The sequence below is a fragment of the Bacillus sp. OTU2372 genome, from assembly GCF_038440275.1.
In the GTDB taxonomy this organism is placed as follows: Bacteria; Bacillota; Bacilli; order Bacillales; family Cytobacillaceae; genus Neobacillus; species Neobacillus bataviensis_B.
In genome coordinates this window covers 19,796-38,327 of record NZ_JASATK010000025.1, presented here as the reverse complement: position 1 = coordinate 38,327, position 18,532 = coordinate 19,796, and the positions used below count along the sequence as shown (strand labels likewise).

22 protein-coding genes and 1 pseudogene are annotated in these 18,532 nt (G+C 37.3%); 6 read left to right on the top strand and 17 right to left on the bottom strand.

Annotated elements, in window-relative coordinates; all coding sequences use genetic code 11:
* Both AAHB15_RS25225 and AAHB15_RS25220 read right to left on the bottom strand, forming a co-directional pair.
* Positions 1 to 501 carry a hypothetical protein gene (locus AAHB15_RS25225; RefSeq protein WP_098527173.1) on the bottom strand — a complete coding sequence of 167 codons (501 nt, stop codon included), beginning with the start codon at positions 499 to 501 and terminating at the stop codon, positions 1 to 3.
* Entirely contained in the window at positions 498 to 1,031 is a 534-nt protein-coding gene (locus AAHB15_RS25220; protein WP_342043582.1) for a hypothetical protein, read from the bottom strand. Before AAHB15_RS25220 ends, AAHB15_RS25225 begins: the two co-directional genes overlap by 4 nt.
* A 90-nt stretch (positions 1,032 to 1,121) precedes the next feature.
* On the opposite strand from AAHB15_RS25220, the gene AAHB15_RS25215 reads away from it, so the two are divergent.
* Positions 1,122 to 2,000, top strand: a complete 879-nt coding sequence (locus AAHB15_RS25215; RefSeq protein WP_342043581.1) for a processed acidic surface protein — start codon at positions 1,122 to 1,124, stop codon at positions 1,998 to 2,000.
* 155 nt (positions 2,001 to 2,155) lie between these two features.
* On the opposite strand, the gene AAHB15_RS25210 is transcribed toward AAHB15_RS25215, so the two are convergent.
* Complete coding sequence (locus AAHB15_RS25210) at positions 2,156 to 2,287, bottom strand: hypothetical protein (RefSeq protein WP_255295239.1); 132 nt, start codon at positions 2,285 to 2,287, stop codon at positions 2,156 to 2,158.
* Between the two features lie 230 nt (positions 2,288 to 2,517).
* On the opposite strand from AAHB15_RS25210, the gene AAHB15_RS25205 reads away from it, so the two are divergent.
* Positions 2,518 to 3,909, top strand: a complete 1,392-nt coding sequence (locus AAHB15_RS25205; protein WP_342043580.1) for an amino acid permease — start codon at positions 2,518 to 2,520, stop codon at positions 3,907 to 3,909.
* Entirely contained in the window at positions 3,902 to 4,189 is a 288-nt protein-coding gene (locus tag AAHB15_RS25200) for a hypothetical protein (RefSeq protein ID WP_342043579.1), read from the top strand. The genes AAHB15_RS25205 and AAHB15_RS25200 overlap by 8 nt, the downstream gene beginning before the upstream one ends.
* Positions 4,190 to 4,327: 138 nt before the next feature.
* Here the strand turns inward: AAHB15_RS25200 and AAHB15_RS25195 are convergent, their stop codons facing one another.
* The 10 genes and pseudogenes from AAHB15_RS25195 to AAHB15_RS25150 all read right to left on the bottom strand — a co-directional run bounded on the left by AAHB15_RS25195 (position 4,328) and on the right by AAHB15_RS25150 (position 12,795).
* Complete coding sequence (locus AAHB15_RS25195; RefSeq protein WP_342043578.1) at positions 4,328 to 5,347, bottom strand: tripartite tricarboxylate transporter substrate binding protein; 1,020 nt, start codon at positions 5,345 to 5,347, stop codon at positions 4,328 to 4,330.
* A 26-nt stretch (positions 5,348 to 5,373) separates the two neighbouring features.
* Positions 5,374 to 6,888 (bottom strand): tripartite tricarboxylate transporter permease, encoded by a 1,515-nt coding sequence (locus tag AAHB15_RS25190; protein WP_342043577.1) that lies wholly within the window; start codon positions 6,886 to 6,888, stop codon positions 5,374 to 5,376.
* 17 nt (positions 6,889 to 6,905) lie between these two features.
* Complete coding sequence (locus AAHB15_RS25185; RefSeq protein ID WP_342043576.1) at positions 6,906 to 7,370, bottom strand: tripartite tricarboxylate transporter TctB family protein; 465 nt, start codon at positions 7,368 to 7,370, stop codon at positions 6,906 to 6,908.
* Positions 7,361 to 8,086 carry a FadR/GntR family transcriptional regulator gene (locus AAHB15_RS25180; RefSeq protein ID WP_342043575.1) on the bottom strand — a complete coding sequence of 242 codons (726 nt, stop codon included), beginning with the start codon at positions 8,084 to 8,086 and terminating at the stop codon, positions 7,361 to 7,363. Before AAHB15_RS25180 ends, AAHB15_RS25185 begins: the two co-directional genes overlap by 10 nt.
* Positions 8,087 to 8,237: 151 nt before the next feature.
* Positions 8,238 to 9,185 carry a hydroxyacid dehydrogenase gene (locus AAHB15_RS25175; protein ID WP_342043574.1) on the bottom strand — a complete coding sequence of 316 codons (948 nt, stop codon included), beginning with the start codon at positions 9,183 to 9,185 and terminating at the stop codon, positions 8,238 to 8,240.
* 13 nt (positions 9,186 to 9,198) lie between these two features.
* Positions 9,199 to 10,353 (bottom strand): UxaA family hydrolase, encoded by a 1,155-nt coding sequence (locus AAHB15_RS25170; protein WP_342043573.1) that lies wholly within the window; start codon positions 10,351 to 10,353, stop codon positions 9,199 to 9,201.
* A 2-nt stretch (positions 10,354 to 10,355) separates the two neighbouring features.
* Positions 10,356 to 10,637, bottom strand: coding sequence for a UxaA family hydrolase (locus AAHB15_RS25165; protein WP_342043572.1), 282 nt, complete (start codon positions 10,635 to 10,637; stop codon positions 10,356 to 10,358).
* Between the two features lie 300 nt (positions 10,638 to 10,937).
* Positions 10,938 to 11,717: pseudogene (gene proB, locus AAHB15_RS25160) on the bottom strand (glutamate 5-kinase); the annotation flags it as partial.
* A 10-nt stretch (positions 11,718 to 11,727) separates the two neighbouring features.
* Positions 11,728 to 12,570, bottom strand: coding sequence for a pyrroline-5-carboxylate reductase (gene proC, locus AAHB15_RS25155; protein WP_342043571.1), 843 nt, complete (start codon positions 12,568 to 12,570; stop codon positions 11,728 to 11,730).
* Positions 12,571 to 12,585: 15 nt separating this feature from the next.
* Positions 12,586 to 12,795 carry a Fur-regulated basic protein FbpA gene (locus tag AAHB15_RS25150; RefSeq protein ID WP_446715898.1) on the bottom strand — a complete coding sequence of 70 codons (210 nt, stop codon included), beginning with the start codon at positions 12,793 to 12,795 and terminating at the stop codon, positions 12,586 to 12,588.
* Positions 12,796 to 13,133: 338 nt separating this feature from the next.
* On the opposite strand from AAHB15_RS25150, the gene AAHB15_RS25145 reads away from it, so the two are divergent.
* Positions 13,134 to 13,694 (top strand): DUF421 domain-containing protein, encoded by a 561-nt coding sequence (locus tag AAHB15_RS25145; protein WP_335572305.1) that lies wholly within the window; start codon positions 13,134 to 13,136, stop codon positions 13,692 to 13,694.
* A 116-nt stretch (positions 13,695 to 13,810) separates the two neighbouring features.
* On the opposite strand, the gene AAHB15_RS25140 is transcribed toward AAHB15_RS25145, so the two are convergent.
* Positions 13,811 to 14,908: a GerAB/ArcD/ProY family transporter gene (locus AAHB15_RS25140; protein ID WP_342043570.1), complete on the bottom strand. Its 1,098-nt coding sequence runs from the start codon at positions 14,906 to 14,908 to the stop codon at positions 13,811 to 13,813.
* Positions 14,909 to 15,096: 188 nt separating this feature from the next.
* Here AAHB15_RS25140 and AAHB15_RS25135 point away from each other — a divergent pair, with 188 nt between their 5' ends.
* On the top strand, positions 15,097 to 15,243 hold the full coding sequence (locus AAHB15_RS25135) for a hypothetical protein (protein WP_176541015.1): 147 nt from the start codon (positions 15,097 to 15,099) through the stop codon (positions 15,241 to 15,243).
* A 203-nt stretch (positions 15,244 to 15,446) separates the two neighbouring features.
* Here the strand turns inward: AAHB15_RS25135 and AAHB15_RS25130 are convergent, their stop codons facing one another.
* The gene (locus AAHB15_RS25130) at positions 15,447 to 15,953 is read right to left on the bottom strand and encodes a CBO0543 family protein (protein WP_335572307.1); all 507 of its coding nucleotides are present in this window, start codon (positions 15,951 to 15,953) and stop codon (positions 15,447 to 15,449) included.
* Between the two features lie 256 nt (positions 15,954 to 16,209).
* On the opposite strand from AAHB15_RS25130, the gene AAHB15_RS25125 reads away from it, so the two are divergent.
* Positions 16,210 to 17,214 carry a DUF3231 family protein gene (locus tag AAHB15_RS25125; RefSeq protein ID WP_342043569.1) on the top strand — a complete coding sequence of 335 codons (1,005 nt, stop codon included), beginning with the start codon at positions 16,210 to 16,212 and terminating at the stop codon, positions 17,212 to 17,214.
* 97 nt (positions 17,215 to 17,311) lie between these two features.
* On the opposite strand, the gene AAHB15_RS25120 is transcribed toward AAHB15_RS25125, so the two are convergent.
* A complete protein-coding gene (locus AAHB15_RS25120) occupies positions 17,312 to 17,872 on the bottom strand; it encodes a Gmad2 immunoglobulin-like domain-containing protein (protein ID WP_335575751.1) in 561 nt (186 codons plus the stop codon).
* A 137-nt stretch (positions 17,873 to 18,009) separates the two neighbouring features.
* Positions 18,010 to 18,522, bottom strand: a complete 513-nt coding sequence (locus AAHB15_RS25115) for a DUF3189 family protein (protein ID WP_335575752.1) — start codon at positions 18,520 to 18,522, stop codon at positions 18,010 to 18,012.
* Positions 18,523 to 18,532: the final 10 nt, after the last annotated feature.

The window sequence follows — 18,532 nt, the reverse complement described above, 5'->3', positions numbered from 1 at the left end:
TTAACTTTTCACCAGAATTTGTTCTCTTTTCTTAACTTGTTCAATAAAAGCACCTGTAGCAGTTTGTACAACTAAAAAAATCGGGAACGAATAGGCTAAATGATAGCCTTTTTGAAGTGTAATAATATCAAGCGAGGTGAACAGCCACTGAGCAGCTACTCCGATTATGGCCCAAGCCACTGTGTAATAAATAAATGTCTTTTTATGTATGTGAAAGGTTTCATAGAAATAAAAAAAGAAAAATCCAAAAGGTCCAAAGTCTAGATAATAAAAAACATCAGCCACTTCATAATGGTTTGAGTCATTGATTCTATAGTAGTCAAGTAATCCTCCACCGATGGTGAAATCAAATAAAATCCCTATCGTAATTCCCCAAAGTAAACCCAGTTTTCTAATTTGTGGGTTAACTCTTCTATGAAATAGAAAATAGGCTATATAGGCTACTATTAAAATGATCAATAGGGAAATTTCATTTTTATCAAAACTCTCCCACATTCTCATCGGCTAATCTCCTCACTTTGGTTAGATTTCCGAAAAAATTTCAAGGAATAAAAGGCAATAAGTTGAAGGAAAGCAAAGTATATAAAGTCATTGATGATATTCCATTTTACCCGATGAGTAATATCTAAAACAGCTCCCAATTTCACCAACATAACTAGTATTACTATTGAACAAACTGCAATTAATAAGGATTTTCCAATTGAATTTACTCCCTTAATCAAATTGAGAGTAACAACGAGAATAAACGGAATTCCGATGCTTCTGTGAATCATAAAAGCTGTATAATCTAACGGATGCATAGAAAGTGTGACTAGTCTTAACTCTGCAGAAATAATCCACGAGAAATTTATACTTATAATCAGTATCAGCAAATAAACAAATGAATTTTCTATAAATGAAAGCCTCTTTTTCATTAACGTAAAAATAACGGTGATCAGCCAAGACACAAAGAAATATAAAGCAAACCCCATGGGAGCACACACTCCAAATTTTTTACTCATAGTATTTTCTTTCGCAGTAGTTTTATTCATATTTCTTCTTCCTATAGGTAATAATTTTCATTCTTAATATCTTAATTACAGGGAAAAATACTATTGCATCGCAGATAAAGGAGGTAACCAATGATCTATATAAAAGCCTTGTTGGTATGCTTGCTTTCATTCCCCTTCCTGTTTAATTTACCAGCAGCAAAAGCTGCTCCTCCTGAAAACGAAATAAATCAATATTTAACCGAACTCGGGTGGACAAAACAGGAATTACTGGATTATTTAGCCTATTATGAAATCCCTTTAGATGATTTCAGCACAGTGGAAGATTTAAAAATGATCATGGGTACCCCCATTAACTCGAAAAATTTACAGGAGTTATTAACGAATTATGATTTAACAGAAAAAGAACTTAACGATTTGTTGGATCATTTCGGAGACTCCTTGACTGAATATAAGTTTATCGAGGATTTGGATGCATCGCTTGACTTCTATGTGGACCATGATAATTATATGGCCGACGTTGAAACAGAGCTTGCAAGGTTGGGCATTACAGAGGAAGAGACAGAGAAGCTCTTTAATTATTTGTCTCTTGTCGAGGAGAACAACAAGAACCAATTAGACCAGATGACCATTCTGGATTCTCAAATGGAAAAATTTTATGATGTGGCAGATACATCAGAACTTTCCGATGCAGAATTGAATGAGTTGGTAGAAATTTTGAACCAAACCATTAATTTATATGAGGTTAATGTTAAATTTAGCATTAATAACAAAAATGTAACCTTAAATGACCTTCTTAAAATGAAGGAAGCTCCCAGCAATTTATTTGCCAGTATTTACAGCAAATCCGGAGAGCTATTAATTGATTTTACTGTCCCAACCGATTTCTTTGATACAGGATATGTTTTAGACGAAGGCGAAGAAATGCTACATGTCGGCGAGCTTTCAGATGAATACGTTGACCACATGCACAATGAAAAGTATGAGAATGCAGATAAAGATATGAAATAATTCTTGGCCAGGCTCGCTTCCAGCAGGAAGAAGCTTGGCTAGGAATTTTTAATTGGTTGATCTGTTGTTATCCCCATACAAAAGAACGGCCAAAATGACCGTTCTCCCTAATTTTTCATACGATGGAATGTTAATAAATTAAATCACCTAAACTATTAAAACCACAGTCTTTTATGATAATCATATTCTGAAGTATCGATACTTTCTTCCCTTTCAGTTTTCGGAGTACACTTTTCACATGGTTCTTCAGATTGGTTATGTTCACATTGTTCGATTAAAAGTTCCATTGGTTGTATCCCCTCTCCTATTACTTACTATTTATTATAATGGAAGCGTTTACAAATGTCTTGTGGTTTTTACTGGAAATAATAGTTTACGATTACATTCTGTTTACAAAATTATTAGTTTTAAGTTATTGTTGTATAAATACTTTTTGGAACACATAGGGTGATTTAAACCCAAAACCTCTTTCTGTAAACTAGGTTGTTACTTTCGAAAGAGAAATAAGGAGGCAACTATGAATCCTTTTTTAAGGAAAAAGTCAATTGATGAACTACAAAATGAAAGTACTGAGAACTCCGGTCTTAAGCGCGTACTGGGACTCTGGCAGCTTACGGCGATTGGTTTAGGCGGTATAATCGGAGTTGGAATTTTCGTGCTTACCGGGGTAGCTGCTGCTGAGCATGCGGGACCTGCTGTTATTTTATCATTTATGATCGCTGGTCTGGCCAGTGCTGCCGCCGCTTTATGTTATGCAGAGTTTGCCGGCTTAATCCCGGTCGCAGGCAGTGCCTATACGTATAGTTATGCGGTATTAGGAGAAGGAGCTGCCTGGCTGATTGGCTGGGATTTGCTTCTCGAGTATACCTTAGTCATTGCCGTTGTGGCGATAGGCTGGTCAGGGTATATGCAAGAAATCCTGACTCAGATTGGCATTCATTTGCCAGTGTGGGCGCAGGGTGCACCAGGAACAGGTGCTGGTCATAGAATTGACTTGATTTCCATGATCATCAGTTTGGCCATTGCCGGACTACTTACGCTTGGGATGGAATGGGGCGCACGATTTAATAATCTAATGGTTATTATTAAATTAAGTATTGTACTTGTTGTAATCGTGGTTGGTGCATTCTATATAGAGCCCGCTAACTGGCATCCCTTTATGCCGTTTGGGTTCCATGGTGTCATGGGTGGTGCTGCCCTAGTCTTCTTTGCTGTATTCGGCTATGATACACTAACGACCGCGGCAGAGGAATCCAAAAATCCGCAGCGTGACTTACCAAGAGCGGTCGTTTTTTCATTAGGTATTGCACTTTGCTTATATATCGGCATGTCCCTTGTGATTACGGGAATGGCTCACTATGATACTCTTAATAATGCTGCACCCATTGCAAAAGCATTTAGTCATGTTGGCTTGCATTGGATTACGTTTATTATCTCTGTAGCTGCAATCGCCGGTATATTATCTGTATTGTTTTCATTTATGCTCGCTGGATCACGGATATGGTTCTCGATGAGCCGTGACGGGTTGCTGCCAAAATGGTTTGCAAAAGTTCATACGAAGTATAAAACACCTTATCGACCAACATTAATTATTGGTGCAATTTCCGCGCTGGTTTCAGGATTGACTCCGATTAGTGAAGTGGCGGAACTTGTGAACATTGGTACGTTGTCCGCTTTTATCCTTATTTGTTCATCGATTATGGTGTTACGGAAAAAACGTCCAGAACTCGAAAGAAAATTTCGGACTCCATTTGTACCGGTTATCCCTCTGATTGGGATTGGATTTTCAATCTATCTGATTATTAGTCTACCTCCGATTACTTGGATACGCTTTGTTATATGGATGGTAATTGGATTGGTGATATACTTTTTCTATGGAAGACGGAAGAGTAAGTTAACGAATGATTAAGATTAGTGGACTGCTTCGGCAGCTCTACTTTTTTGTATTTTCGCGGAATTATCTTGAAAATAGTGGAATTAGTTGGAATTGCGTGGAATTCTTTCGAAAGTTTGCGGAATTCTTCCAAGTTTTTCGCGGAATTAATTCAAAAACCGGTGGAATCGTGATCGTCTTCTCAAATATCTTCCCTTCATTTAAACAGATGGTCGATACTAGAGTAGTATTTTTAATTTCCATACTTATAAGGAAGGGGTTAGCAACCGACTATGATCTTGTACCAACTATTTAAAAAAATACCGACCACTTTTCGGACTTTACAAATTGATTTTAAAATTTATCGACCGTTTTTAATTTTACTGCCCCCCTCTCTATACCACCACTCAAAAAAATGAAAAGTCAGGCAACAAGCCTGACTTTTCACTGCGCTTTATTTCCGAATCCCTGTTTTTTCAGCCAGTTCAGTATATTTATCAGTTTCGTCTTTAACAGCTTTCGTAAAATCATGTGAGTTTAGATAAGAAGGTTCTAATTTAATTTTCTCTAACTCTTTCATAAACTTCTCGTCTTTTTCCATTTTCGCAATTGCTTGATCCCACTTTTTCACAATATCATCTGGTGTCCCAGCTGCAAATGATAATCCTGTCCACCATTTCACTGTTAATCCTTTAAATCCCTCTTCTTCCACTGTCGGAACATCTGGGAAAAGCGGACTGCGCTCAGACGATTGAACCGCAAGGATTTTAATTTTTCCTGACTCAGCAAGGGAATATAGTTCTCCAACCGTGTGTACAGCCAAAACAACGTGACCGCCAGCTACCTTTGCAGCAGAATCACTAGCACCTTCAGAAGAAACCATGCTTGTTTTCTTATAATCTACACCAATGGAATCCAGCCACTCCGCTACTCCAAAGGCTGAGAAACCTGCTGGACCTACGCTCGCCCATGTTAGTTTTCCTGGATTTTTTTTAACCCAATCGGTAAATTCTTTGAAATTATCCCAAGGAGCATCTGCTTTTACAGCATACGCTAACGTTCCTTCCGCTACCCGGGATACAAATTTATTGTCTTTTGCCGTCAAGGTTGGATTAGAATTACCTGCTTCGTACATTGTTGTTGCCGAGTTATTATTTACTAACACCGTATAGCCATCGGCTTTTGCCTCCTTTAGCGCATATTGTGCTCCAACAATTCCACCTCCGCCCGGCTTGTTCGTTACGATAACCGATTGGCCCCACTCCTTACTCAAATATTCAGCGACTGCTCTAGCAGCTAAATCGACACCGCCTCCGGCTGCAAAGGGTACAACCAATTCGATTTGCCTTGAAGGATAAGAATCGGAGTTTTTACCATTATTCGATGTTGTTTTTGCGTTGTTTGAGGAGCAACCTGCCAAAACCACCGTGAACAATAACAGTACTGTAAATATTCCTGTTAAATACTTTTTCATAAATATTCCTCCAGTCTTTCTGTTAGTTAAAATTCCATTTGTTCTCCAGTTTCTTGGAGAATACGTTTTTTGGTTCGTCTCATTAATATTATGGACACGATAAGCAACAGCCCAGCTAATATTAATAGTGTTAAAGAAATTGGCCTTTGGAAAAAGATCAACAAATTACCCGAGGATATTTCTAATGATTGGATAAAGGAACTTTCCATTTTCGGACCAAGCACTAAGCATAATACAAACGGGATGATGGGCCATTGAAACTTATGAAACAAATATCCCAATATTCCAAAAATAATGGAGACAATCACATCGAACATACTGTTCCGAACAGAATAAGCGCCCAAAACACTAACCATCAAGATCACAGGTCCTAATATTCCAAAGGGCACTTCGGTAAGTTTAGCCCATAAACCTATCAATGGTAGATTTAATACTAGGAGAATAACATTCCCAATGAACATACTAGCAATAACTGTCCACACCAGCTGGCTGTTTTGTTCAAAAAGGACCGGCCCTGGTGTTAATCCGTAGATCATTAATGCTGCCAATAATATTGCAAGAGGCGGGGAAGCGGGAATCCCTAGTGCTAATAAAGGAATAAACCCACCAGAGCTTGTGGCATTGTTGGCCGATTCAGGGCCTGCCACTCCTTCAATCGCACCCTTTCCAAATTTCCCAGGATTTTTGGACACCTTTTTCTCCAGGTCATAAGAAAGGAAAGAAGTGATCGTTGCCGAGACACCCGGTAAAATTCCTAGGAAAAAACCGAGCAGGCTTCCTCTTAAAATTGGTAATACACTCTGTTTCATATCCTTTTTATTGGGGTAGACATTATTTATTTTTGTATGTTTAATGCTAATTCGCTTCTCTTCAAGTCCTTTTAACACTTCTGTTATAGCAAATAGACCGATAATGACACTGATCATCTCAAATCCACCTGTCAATGCACTAAATCCGAAATTAAATCTAGGCAAACCGCTCGAAACCCCAATTCCAACAAGTGAGATTAAAAAACCAAACAAGCCCATAATAATAGATTTCGTCAGTGAATAACCAGTTAAATTGAATAAGATAAATAAGGCAATCAGCATTAAAGTAAAGTACTCAGGTGGACCGAATTTTAATGCTTGATCGGCAAGGATAGGAGCAAATAGCACAAGGCCAAATAATCCAATAATACCCGCGATAAATGAACCGATTGCGGCAATACCGAGGGCGGCTCCCCCTTTCCCCATTTTGGCCAATGGATAACCATCTAAAGTCGTTGGTACGGAAGAGGCTTCCCCAGGTATATTCATTAAAATCGCTGTCGTGGATCCCCCGTACATCGACCCATAATATATTCCTGCCATCATCATAATTCCTTGTGCAGGCTCTAGAATCGTGGTCATTGGCAAGAGAATAGCAATAGCCGATGTGGGACCAAGTCCAGGAAGGACACCAACAATGGTTCCAAGAAGCGAACCCAATAATACAATCAATAGATTGAAAGGGGTCAGGACTTCACTAAGTCCGTGTAAAAGATACATGATTGATTCCATTCTTTAGTTCACCCCTTCTAAAAAGGTAAATTGATACTCGGAAACGGTGTTTTTAGCAAAACAATAAATAATAAGTATAAAACTGTCGTCAAAACAGCTGCCATAATGGTCGAGAACACCCACCGATAATTTCCGATTAGTTTAATGAGGAAGATAAATGCGATAAGAGTACTAAAAAAGTAACCGATATATTCTATGAACAAGCAGTAAATCAATAGGATGCCAATGGATGCCGCCATAATAAATGCGGTCCTTCCTCTAGGCAAAATCGATTCATTCGTCTCTGGGCTTTTTTGTTTAGTGATCAAAATTACTCCTGCAATAACAAGAAGAATACCTAATACCCCTGGAAAAGTATGGTCCCCAGTCAGGATTTTATTACTATATGGATAAAGTCTAATCGATTCAGAGATGGATAAGCATCCTAATACGATGGCTGTTATCCCGCCTATACCGTCAGGTGAAATAAGCTTTATTCGCATGTAATGCCACCTTCCTGTGTTCCGGTTTTTAACGTCATTTCTACACTATCTAAATGTATTTCCATGTACTCCCTTGCTTTTTCTGCATTTCTCATTTTCAGCATTTCTGCAATTTTTAAGTGTTCATTCCATGAATGTTGTACACGTTCTGGGATTTTAGAAGTTTCCTCTCTCATTTTTCTGAGCTGACCGGTTAGGATATTCATAATCCGAAGGGCCAGGTCATTATGAGAAAGTTTAGAAATCATGAGATGGAATTCCTGATCCCTGTTTGACAAGGTCGTTTGTTTTATTGCCCCCACGGCCATCTGTCGGATCGTTTCTTTTACATTCAAATAAAGATCTTCAATTTGTTTATCAGATGCTCTTTGGACTGCCCACACGACTGACTGAGTTTCAATAAGCTTTCTAATCTCAAACAAATCTGCATATTGGTCGTTTCTTATGAAAAAGTGATCAGCAAATGAATGTAAATTATCGTTTTCCTGCGCCACAAAAGCTCCCTGGCCGTGTTTGATTTCAATAAATCCCAATGTTGACAAAATCTTATAAGATTCTCTAATCGTGTTTCTACTAACATTCAGTAACTGGGCGAGATCCCTTTCAGGCGGCAGCTTTTCTCCTGGCTTTAATTCACCTCTTTGGATAAATCCTTTCACTTCTTCCACAATCTTACTTGGGACTGTAGAACGATCAAATTTTAATTGTTCAAACATAATATTCACCTAGAAAATCCACTTTCAATTTGTTGGAGGGGAACTGTAAAATTGTATCCCCTCCAAAATGCTCAATGGCCCAACCTCTTAGAGCTGAATTGCCTTCTTCCTTTATGAAGTTCTCCATTGTAATCACTGCCTTTTTATAACATTACTTGACAACCATCAAGGAATTCCTTCCATTAAGTACTTTTAATACTTCCTCACAGATCATATCCGTGGTTCTTTCCTGTGATTCGATTGTTAACCCAGCAATATGTGGGGTAATAAATATTTGTTTATTGTTTAATAAGAAATGGTTTGGCTCTACAGGTTCTTGTTCCAAAACATCTAAATATGCACCAGCAATCTTGCCTGATTCAACGGCATCAAGTAGAGCATATTCATCTACAATTCCACCGCGAGAAGTATTAACAAGAATTCCTTCCTTCTTCATTAAAGCAAATTCCCTATGGCTAAACATAGAACGCGTTTCTTCAGTCAACGGGGTATGAATACTGATGAAATCTGATTCCTCAAGTAATCGATCAAATGCTACTTTTTCAATTCCGGTCTCCATAAACGGGAAACTCAGGTCATTTAAATAAGGTTCATAACCAATTACTTTTATTCCAAAAGCTATGGCACGTTTAGCAATCCTATGACCAATATCTCCGGTTCCTACTAATCCTAACGTCTTTCCGAATACCTCATTCCCAGTAAAACGTTGGCGATCCCAATTCCCAAGATTAACATCTTCAATCGCTCTTGATATGGTTCGAATTGCATTTAAAATAACGGACATCACATATTCAGCAACCGAAATGGAATTAGCATTTTGGGCGGATACAATTTTAATATTTTGTGCGGAGGCTCTTTTTACATCGATATTATCGAGACCGACCCCCAACCTGCCAATCACCTTTAGCCTTTTTCCCGTTGAAAGCACATCCTGGTCGACTATGGTTTGATTACGAACAATTAACGCATCCGCTTCTTTTATTTTATTAATTAACTTTTCTTTATTTGCCCATAAATCTGGAATCACTTCTACTTGATTCATCTTGCCTAGGCGAGATATACCGTAATAGGGCATACCTTCTGAAATAAGAATATTCATGCTTCACCCCGGATTAGGCACTACGGTATAATTTAGTAAGAACAAATTCTCTATGCCCGAGACTCTCCGCTGCAGTTAGACGTCCGTTAATTGTTCTAATTAACTTCTGTAATAATCGATCCCCTGCCTTTGGAAGGTTATATTCCCGCTTTAACAAACCTGTTACGTCAACATCAATATGCTCTGACATTGTTTCAACCGTAATCGGATTCGCTGAGATTTTGATGACCGGTACGATTGGATTCCCAATAATATTACCCTGGCCAGTTGGAAAGAAGTGTACGACTGCCCCGGCTGCAGCCATTAAGGTAATGCACTCAGCCGCTGCAGAGGAAGTATCCATAAAGTTCAAGCCTGTTTTTGTCGGTGCCACTGCCGGTCCTAATGCATCGACAATCTTTTTGGTACCTGTTTTTTCAATATTACCAAGTGCTTTTTCTTCAATGGTGGTAAGGCCGCCCCTGATATTACCTTCGGTTGGCTGACTTCCTAACAGGTCAACTCCCTTTGATTGAATCTCTTCAATATAATCATTGTAAATTGCTAAAAACTTATCTTTTACCTCAGTGGACTCACAGCGATCGACAATAAAGTGCTCTCCCCCGGTTAGTTCGGATGTTTCGCCAAAGAATACCGTTCCACCATTATCAACTAATCGATCTACTACATTTCCCACCGTTGGGCATGAACCTAACCCTGTCGTTGTGTCGGATTCTCCGCATTTGATGCTTACTAGTATTTCAGATAGTTCAACCGGCTCTCTTTGGATTTCTGAAGCCAATTGAAGGAATTTTTGCGCGGTTCTTGACGCTTTCTCAATGGTAGCGAAATCACCATAACGCTCGATCGAATACCCTGCGACAGGTTTGCCTGTTATCCTAATTCCTTCGACAATGCGTTCTGTCCACATTGGCTCAATTCCTATTACGATCACAGCTGCCACATTTGGATTGGAGCCATTGCCGATCATCGTTTGAAAGAATAAATCCAGATCCGGTCCATATTGCAATCTTCCGTATGCATGCGGAATCGCTAATGTCCCAGGTACGATCCTGGCTACTGCCTCTGCTACGGCATTTGATATGTCATCCACTGGCAGTATGACTACGTGATTTCGTATTCCAACTCTTCCATTTTCCCTGCGATAACCCCAAATTTTATTTTCCATGTTTACCACCTCGCCGTTTTTAGGTTATGTGTATGTACATAACTACCTTCTTTAATTTCCTCAATCGCCACTCCAATTGGAACACGATACTCAATGACTCTACTGTTCACCAAAATATCTTTTAGGGCAATTTTATGTCCTAATGGGATATGATGATGTGATTTTAAAAGAATAGTAGAATCATCCCCCAAGAATACCCCTTGTACTTCTTCACCAGGTGCAATTTCTTCAATTGCCACACCAACGGAATCACCGATATGGTGGACTAAAAATTTGTGTAACAAATTCCTTCATCTCCTTACTTAATTTTTATGGTTGAACGTCCAGTGGTCCAACCAATTAGAAAATAGGAAAACCTCTAACCAGCGAAATCGAAATAAAATGCAGATTTTTTTAATAAAAAAGGCCTTGCACGCTTTCGTAGCGTAGCAAGGCCTACAGTTGTCTGTCCGGCATCATCATTATTCCGATTGGTTAACTATGTTTTAAAATTTACCATGTCCTGAAATTAATGTCAATTAGATTATTAGTAATTTTTAAAATATTTTTTATCTTACATGACCATTCTCCGTCATTATATTTTTCTTAGAGGTAAAATAAGTTCCTTTTGCATTCTGCTCCAAGGCATCTCTTAAAATATTCGGGGTACCCGCTTTCCCTAAAAATGCTGGAATTCCCGCTGCCATGGCAATTTTAAAAGCATCCAATTTGGTCTTCATGCCACCTGTTCCAACAGAACTGCCGGCACTACCAGCGGCAGCCTCTATATTGGGGGTAATTTCGTGGACATGCTCCAACCGCTTGGCTTGGAGCTTTTTACGGGGGTCAGCACTATATAGACCATCTATATCAGATAAAATAATAAGCCTATCCGCCTCGATTAGTGCGGCCATTTTGGCGGAAAGAGTATCATTGTCACCAAATTTAAGGCGATGGACGGTCACCGTATCGTTTTCATTAATAATCGGTACAATCCCGTGATCCAATAAAACATTGATTGTATTTCTGGCGTTGTGATAGCGATCTCCATACGAAAAATCATCTCTGGTGATTAAAATTTGTGAGGCCACATAGCCATGGAAAAGGAAATACTTAGAGTAAACTTCCATCAATAGACTCTGCCCAATCGATGCAGCTGCTTGTTTTTCCGGTAAGGTGTCCGGTCTTTCCTTTAAGCCAAGTTTCCGGTAGCCAGCTGCTACGGCACCTGATGACACCAATAAAACCTCATGGCCTTCATCTTTTAACTGAACAATTTCATCGACTAATTTTTCTAGCTTCCTGCGGCTAATTTCCCCATGTCGGCTCGTAAGTGAGCTGCTCCCAATTTTTATGACAACTCGCTTTTTCGAGTCAATTGTCATCGAATCACTCCTATTTTTCACTAATCATTTCTTGGATTTGCCAGCTTAATTCTTTTGAGCGTTTTTCGGCTCCCTTAATGGCTTGAAAAATAGCTTTGCCGCCGCCATGGACTTTTAAGGCTTCAAGGCCGGCTGCTGTTGTCCCGTTTGGTGAGGTTACCTTTTCCCGCAATTCTGCAGGTGTTTCATTTTGCTGCATCATCATTTTGGCAGCCCCTAAAATGGTCTGGACCCCAATTTGTCTTGCCGTCTTAGCATCAAGCCCGCCTTCTTTTCCTGCCCTTTCAATATGTTCCATTAGGTAATAAACATAGGCGGGGCCACTTCCGGCAATTCCAGTAAAAATATCCATTTTCCCTTCATCCAATCGGTAAATAGTTCCCATGCAAGCTAATAATTCCTCGGCCACCATTACAGAAGCTACGCTTGTATGTTTACCTGATACAAAAGCTGTTGCGGATTCTCCAATCATGGAAGATGTATTGGGCATTACTCGGATGACTTGCTGACCCTCCAACAAGTGATCTTCTATGATTGACGTTGCTATCCCCGCCACGACCGAAATCACTAATTGATGTGGGTGTAACTCATTTTTTATCGACCGTAATGCTTCCACTATGTCCTTTGGCTTCATAGCTAGAATGATGATGTCTACTACCTTCAGATTTAAATCTCCTCTTTTATTTCCTCTTACTCCGTATGACTTCTCTAATTCAGCTAATCTTTTTGAATTATTACGGTTGGTAACAAGAATTTGATTAGGTCGAATTCTTTTAGATCTTAGCATTCCAGAAATCATCGCCTCAGCCATGGAACCAGCACCAATTAATGCAATTCTCTGTTTGTTTAGCATCAAATCTCTCCTTTCTTATTTAATTATTAGTTTTTTATTGTCGGATATGCTTGCGTTATACTCCTGCTCTAATTCGGTTAACGTCCATTCATATAAATGTTTATTATTTTTCTTATATACACCGGATTGAATAAGCTTATTAATGAGGAATTGTCTTTTAGTCTGGACTGCTTTACGTAATAAATTTTCCACTTGAAAGGACCTCCTGTGAAATACTTGTTTCATCTTGATTTGATTTTTTGCTGCATGAAGGAAGGTATGTAACTGGAAGAAAAATTAGAAGTATGAGGTTTGTGGAACCCTTGGCTTAATTACGTTGCGTGGTCTATGCACACTTAAATTGCATTGCTCCCTTCCCATAGATGCCATTATAAAGGAATAATTTTAAGAATTTGTCGATATAACGGTTATTAACTGACTCTTAAAGGAAATGTTATCTTCTCTTAACAAAAGAAAAATGACTGTTTATTTTAAAAAAACAATCATTGAAAAAATGGAGGTTGTGCATTATTAAATAATGTCTGATGATACTGGAAATCCTATATACAAAATGAGGTGGATAAATGAATATAACATTTCTAGGAGAAGCGTTAGGTTTACTTTTTATAAGTACCCTATTACTCAGGATTGCCGGAAAAAAATCTATGGCTAAAATGACGAATTCCGAAGTCATTATAATCTTAGCAATCGGAACAACGATGGGACATGCGATAAAAGAACATAAATTCTGGCAAATTATAATTATTTTAACTTTTTTCATCCTTTACTTAATTTTGATTCAATCTGTTCAGATGAGGTTTAAAAAAATCCAACGATATTTAATCGGGAGTGCCACTGTCGTCATCCGCGATGGAGGAATTGTTGAAGATAACTTAAAAAAGTTACGATTGACAACTGAACAGCTGGAGATGAAACTCCGTCAAAAAGGCATCGCTTATATAGCTAATATAAAAACCGCTACCATTGAATCTGATGGTGGATTAGGCTTTGAACTGATGGAACATGCTCAACCGATTACTCGTAAGGAGATTTCTGATATTTTAAATGAAAAACAGGACGGAAATTCTCAAAACAGCGGAGAACAACAAAAAGACAATTTATTTAATAAAGTTCCCGGAATATAATCGCGTCGTTGTTCAGTCCTGCATATGAACTGCCATTTTTCATTAATACATTATCACGATGATGCTGAAAAAATAAGTTTAACAGTAAAAATGGAGGGATATTTTCCCTCCGCAAATTACTTATCTCTTTTACTAAATCGAAAAAAAGCTATAATCAGCAGAGCAATCGGAATAATAATTTGAAATGGTAAATGTAAAATGAATGAAATATACTTCAATCCTTCGTCAATATGTTCGGAAGAATTAGCGGCAATTGTTAAAGATCCAAATAAGATTATAACCCCTAAAGGAAACACCAGCTTACGATAATCTTCAATCTTGAAGATATCTGCAGCCCCATATACAGCAGAATAAAAAAAGATCGTAATTTTAAAAAAACCAGCTATGATTACATAAAGAATATAGAATACATCTAATCTTTCTAAAAAATTTGAAAAATGGATCCTACTAATGGTAGTTAATAACGGGAAAGTAGAACGTGTGAAAGAATCTACTCCAAGAACAGAAATATTGACTACAGAAGTAATCACAATATTAATACCTGCTAATAGCATCCCACCAAGACACACCCATTTTACTTTTTTTTGATTATTAAAAAACGGTAAAAGCATCGTAAAGGTGACTATTTCTCCAAATGGGAAATAAATCGTCGTTTGCATGGAAGCTTTAATGACAGGCACTACTCCATATTCAAGTATCGGTTTAATGTTTTCTAAATGGATTAAATCAGAAAACATAATCACCAAAAACCCCGCTAATGCAAACAAATAGATAAAGATAAAAAACAACTCAGAAACTCTTGCAATGACCTCTAGTCCCTTATGAATTGCGTAAATGATCGTTAATAACATTAGTGAATTGATGATAAACAATGGAGTATTCGTATAAATGGATGTTACTAAGAGCTCCCCAAAATCACGCAATATTCTTGTTGCCTGATACATAAAATAAATCACATATAAAAATCCAATAAACCTTCCAATCCATTTTCCCACTAGTATTTGAAGATAACTAGTCAGTGGGACATCAGGGAAGAATTTATAGAGACGATAATATACCCAAAAAAGTACTAGACCGACTGCTAATCCAAGCAGTATACTAATCCAAGCGTCCTGTTTGGCTTGTGATCCTGGAGCAAATAGTATGGCACTACCCATTTCAAACAGGACTACTAAGACAAACATTTGATAGGAATTAATTTTTATTTTTTCCATTAATAAACTTCCTTTATATAAAAGCTACACGGACTATTTTTCTTTCATAATAACTTCTTTATTTTCTCCAAAATCACAAATTATTAATTACCTTTGATTTTAAATTTCTTGAAAAATGGACGTCTGAATAATTATTTATTTTCAAGTAATAATATGGGGGTGAAAATTGAAATTAGGGGGGGTATTTGATGAAATCAAATAATAGGCAGCACGATAATCAACAAAGCAGTAACGAAGAAGTTCAACAATCTAATCAGGAACAGGTAAAAGAAATAACTGATGCCCAAAGAGACGGGATCCGCTACGATTACACCGATTCCTCTGATTTTAAGTGAATGCAATTTAAATACCATGTTAGATAACCTGACAAGTTGTTTGAATTAGAAAGTACTTAAATACTATAATAAATTTGCCTAATACCTTTCTTGAAGGAAACTCCAGGGCTTTGCATCCTAGTTTCCTTTCTTTTTTATATTGATTTTGTTACAAATCATACTGCTATCATTCAAACACCATTCTAAGTGAATGGCTTTTTTTGTTATTTAGCAAACTTAAAAGGAATATCAAAGTAAATAATTAAGAAAAGGATAATTGGTAATGAGATAATGTAGGCTTTAAAGGGTCTATACTGATGCAGAGCAATGACGGAGAACATGACAATATCAAAATAAAAAGAATACCAAAATTTCCACCCATTCTGATAAGAGATTCTTCCAAACTCCATTAGGACCCACTCAACGAAAATATACATACCAGACCACACCAATATGTAGAAAAACCGCCTAATCCAGGTTTTAGGAAAGTGAGAAAGAAATAGTAAAATACTAACGGGCATCGTAAAAATTGCATAAACCAGTACAACCATTTCATGTCCATATAAGAAATCAGGATGAAACTTCCATAAAGTGTTTTCTTTAACAATATATTCGTACATTAAGCCGCCAGTTGAAATAAAGTACATACTAGCATGATACTCTCTCCAGTTTTTCCAGTCAGCCCACTTGAACGAAGCCAAAATGGTTAGAATCGCTATAGCAACATGCATTACCTACTACCCTCTCCACTGCTTTTAAAATAGTTTTCCTTTTTTATCAGGATACTATTCTCCCCTTCATCACATTGATTTAATAAAACATATATATTTAGTCCATATTTCATATTGAATAAAAAAATGGGAACATTAGTTAATATTACATAACCATATGGGCTGAGCTTAACTAATGACAAATGTTCGAAAAAATCAATCTTTAACAACTTTCATTAAAAAACGGAAAATATATGATGTCTGGAGGTAAAACGGTTTGGAGAAAAAAAACCCTATAAGTGCCTCGGAAGTAGGAACACTATGGCTTACCTATCAAGAAAAAACAATGATCCTTAGAATCTTGGAATATTTTATGGCGAAGAGTGATGACCAAGAAGCAAGAAATATCATGGGCGGGTTGTGGCAGGAATTACATTTCTTTGTTATTGAAATCGAATCTTTATTTGAAAAGGAAGGAATGGTAATTCCCGTTGGTTTTAGAAATGAAGATGTGAACTTGGAAGCTCCAAAACTATACGATAATGGATTTGACATAATGTTTCTTCGTATCCTAAAAGAAGTAAGTATGGGGTTATATACAATAAATATGAATATGGCTTATCGAAAAGATGTGATGGCAATCTATGAAGGACTCACAACAGTCACTGACAAGATTTATAAACTAGCCACCGTTTATTTACTGAATAAAGGAATTTTGACTCTTCCTCCTAACATGACACTGCCAAAAACAACTGAGTTTGTCAAAAGTGATAAATATATGAAAGGATTTAAGCCATTTGGTGACAAAAGATCGTTAAATGCTATTGAGTTAGGGATTATTCATCACGGAATTGAAACAAATAACATCGGTATGCAGCTGATTACTGGGTTTGCCCAATGTGCTGAAAACAAAAAGGTTAGAAAATATTTTGTTAAGGGGTTAGAGCTGGCAAAAAAACAAATCCAAACATATGAAGAAATTTTATTAGAAGCAAATGTACATTTTTCTGCTACTTCCGGAAGTATTGTAACCACTTCAAAAGTTGCCCCATTTTCTGAAAAACTGATGATGTATTGCATATCCCTGTTAAATGGGTTTGGTCTTGTTGGGGGCAGCTTTGGAGCTATGTTTTGTCTCCGAAACGATATCACCATGAAAATGTCATTATTAGCAAAAGATGTTTTTCTTTATGGCCAAGAGGGACTTGAATTAATGATGAATAATGGATGGTTTGAGGAACCGCCTCAATTGGAAGATAGGCCGCGAATTATTAATAGTTAGTTGAATTCTACATTTTTAATGACATTTTTCAAAATACAAAAAGTACCCGTAGCGGTTAGATTGATATGACAGGTACTTTTTGTGTTTTTATTGAAAATTACTTTGGTTTTGGAATGGGAATTTCTAAAGTATTTTCTTTTGAACCATCTTTTGCTGAGAAAACAAATAATTCAAGTTTAACATCATTTGAAGATACTAACTGTTTTTCAAAAGTGAGTTCAAATTCTCCCCATGCAGGCGCCCCGACTGTTTGGTAATGATTTTGGATTAACATCTTTTCTCCATCATATAGTACATATTGAAATACTCCTTCAAATACCTGTGCTTTCCCTGTCACTACGATTTTATCCTCTGACTCTGTTACGACTACATCTTTAAACACATTGTTTTGATAGACTTTTTTCTCGGGTGCAGGTGCAGGTGAAGTTGGTTGTGCTTGGTCTTGGTCAGTTGTTCCCTCTTCAACCGGCGTTGTTGGTTGACCTTGATCGGTTGTTCCACCTTCAACAGGTGAAGTTGGCTGATCTTGGTTCACGCTTCCATCGTGTGCTTGTGAAGTTGGTGAATCTTGATTGGTTGTTTCATCTTGTTGATGATTACACGCTATTAAACCAAAAATAATAATTACTCCTGCTAACAAATAAGCGATTTTTTTCAAATTAGTATCCCCCTTTTCTTAATTTTATTCACAAGTTCATTGAAGGATAATATTTAATTGTTTTCTTTTAATAAGAAAATATAAAAGAAAAATCCAATGAGAAGTTCATTGGACTACTAAAAAATATGTTGGTACTCCTACTTGTACATTTCATTTTCTAAAATAATCACATTTTCATTAAAAGAGGTCCTGCCAATCTGTTTTGTGTTTTCAACCAATCGATAAATATTATCACAGCATTGCTTAGCACCGATTACTAACAATGGTACACCAATAAAGTCAATTTTCAAACCTCTCGAAAAAAATCCTCCAAGTGACATCGGCAATGGAACGGCTGGCGATGTATGGGAGAAAATTATTTTCTCATTAAAATGATATTTTCCTTGTAGTAATAATGTCAGTTCTTTCATTGCTGGTACAGCCAGTTTGTCCCGTTTGCATCCAATGGTAAAAACGGAGTTGCCATCCTCATCATCCCCATGGTAAAGGAGTTTACCAAAATCCTGTCTCGTAAGTTTATTGAAATATTTTACATTCAATATTTCTTCGGAGGTTAATTTTCTTTCTGATTGAGGTAATTGTTTTAAATGATAAGCGGCAGCCAAAGCGGTCGTATGTGTCCCGGCGTAATCATTATAAATATAAATCATAGGAATCATC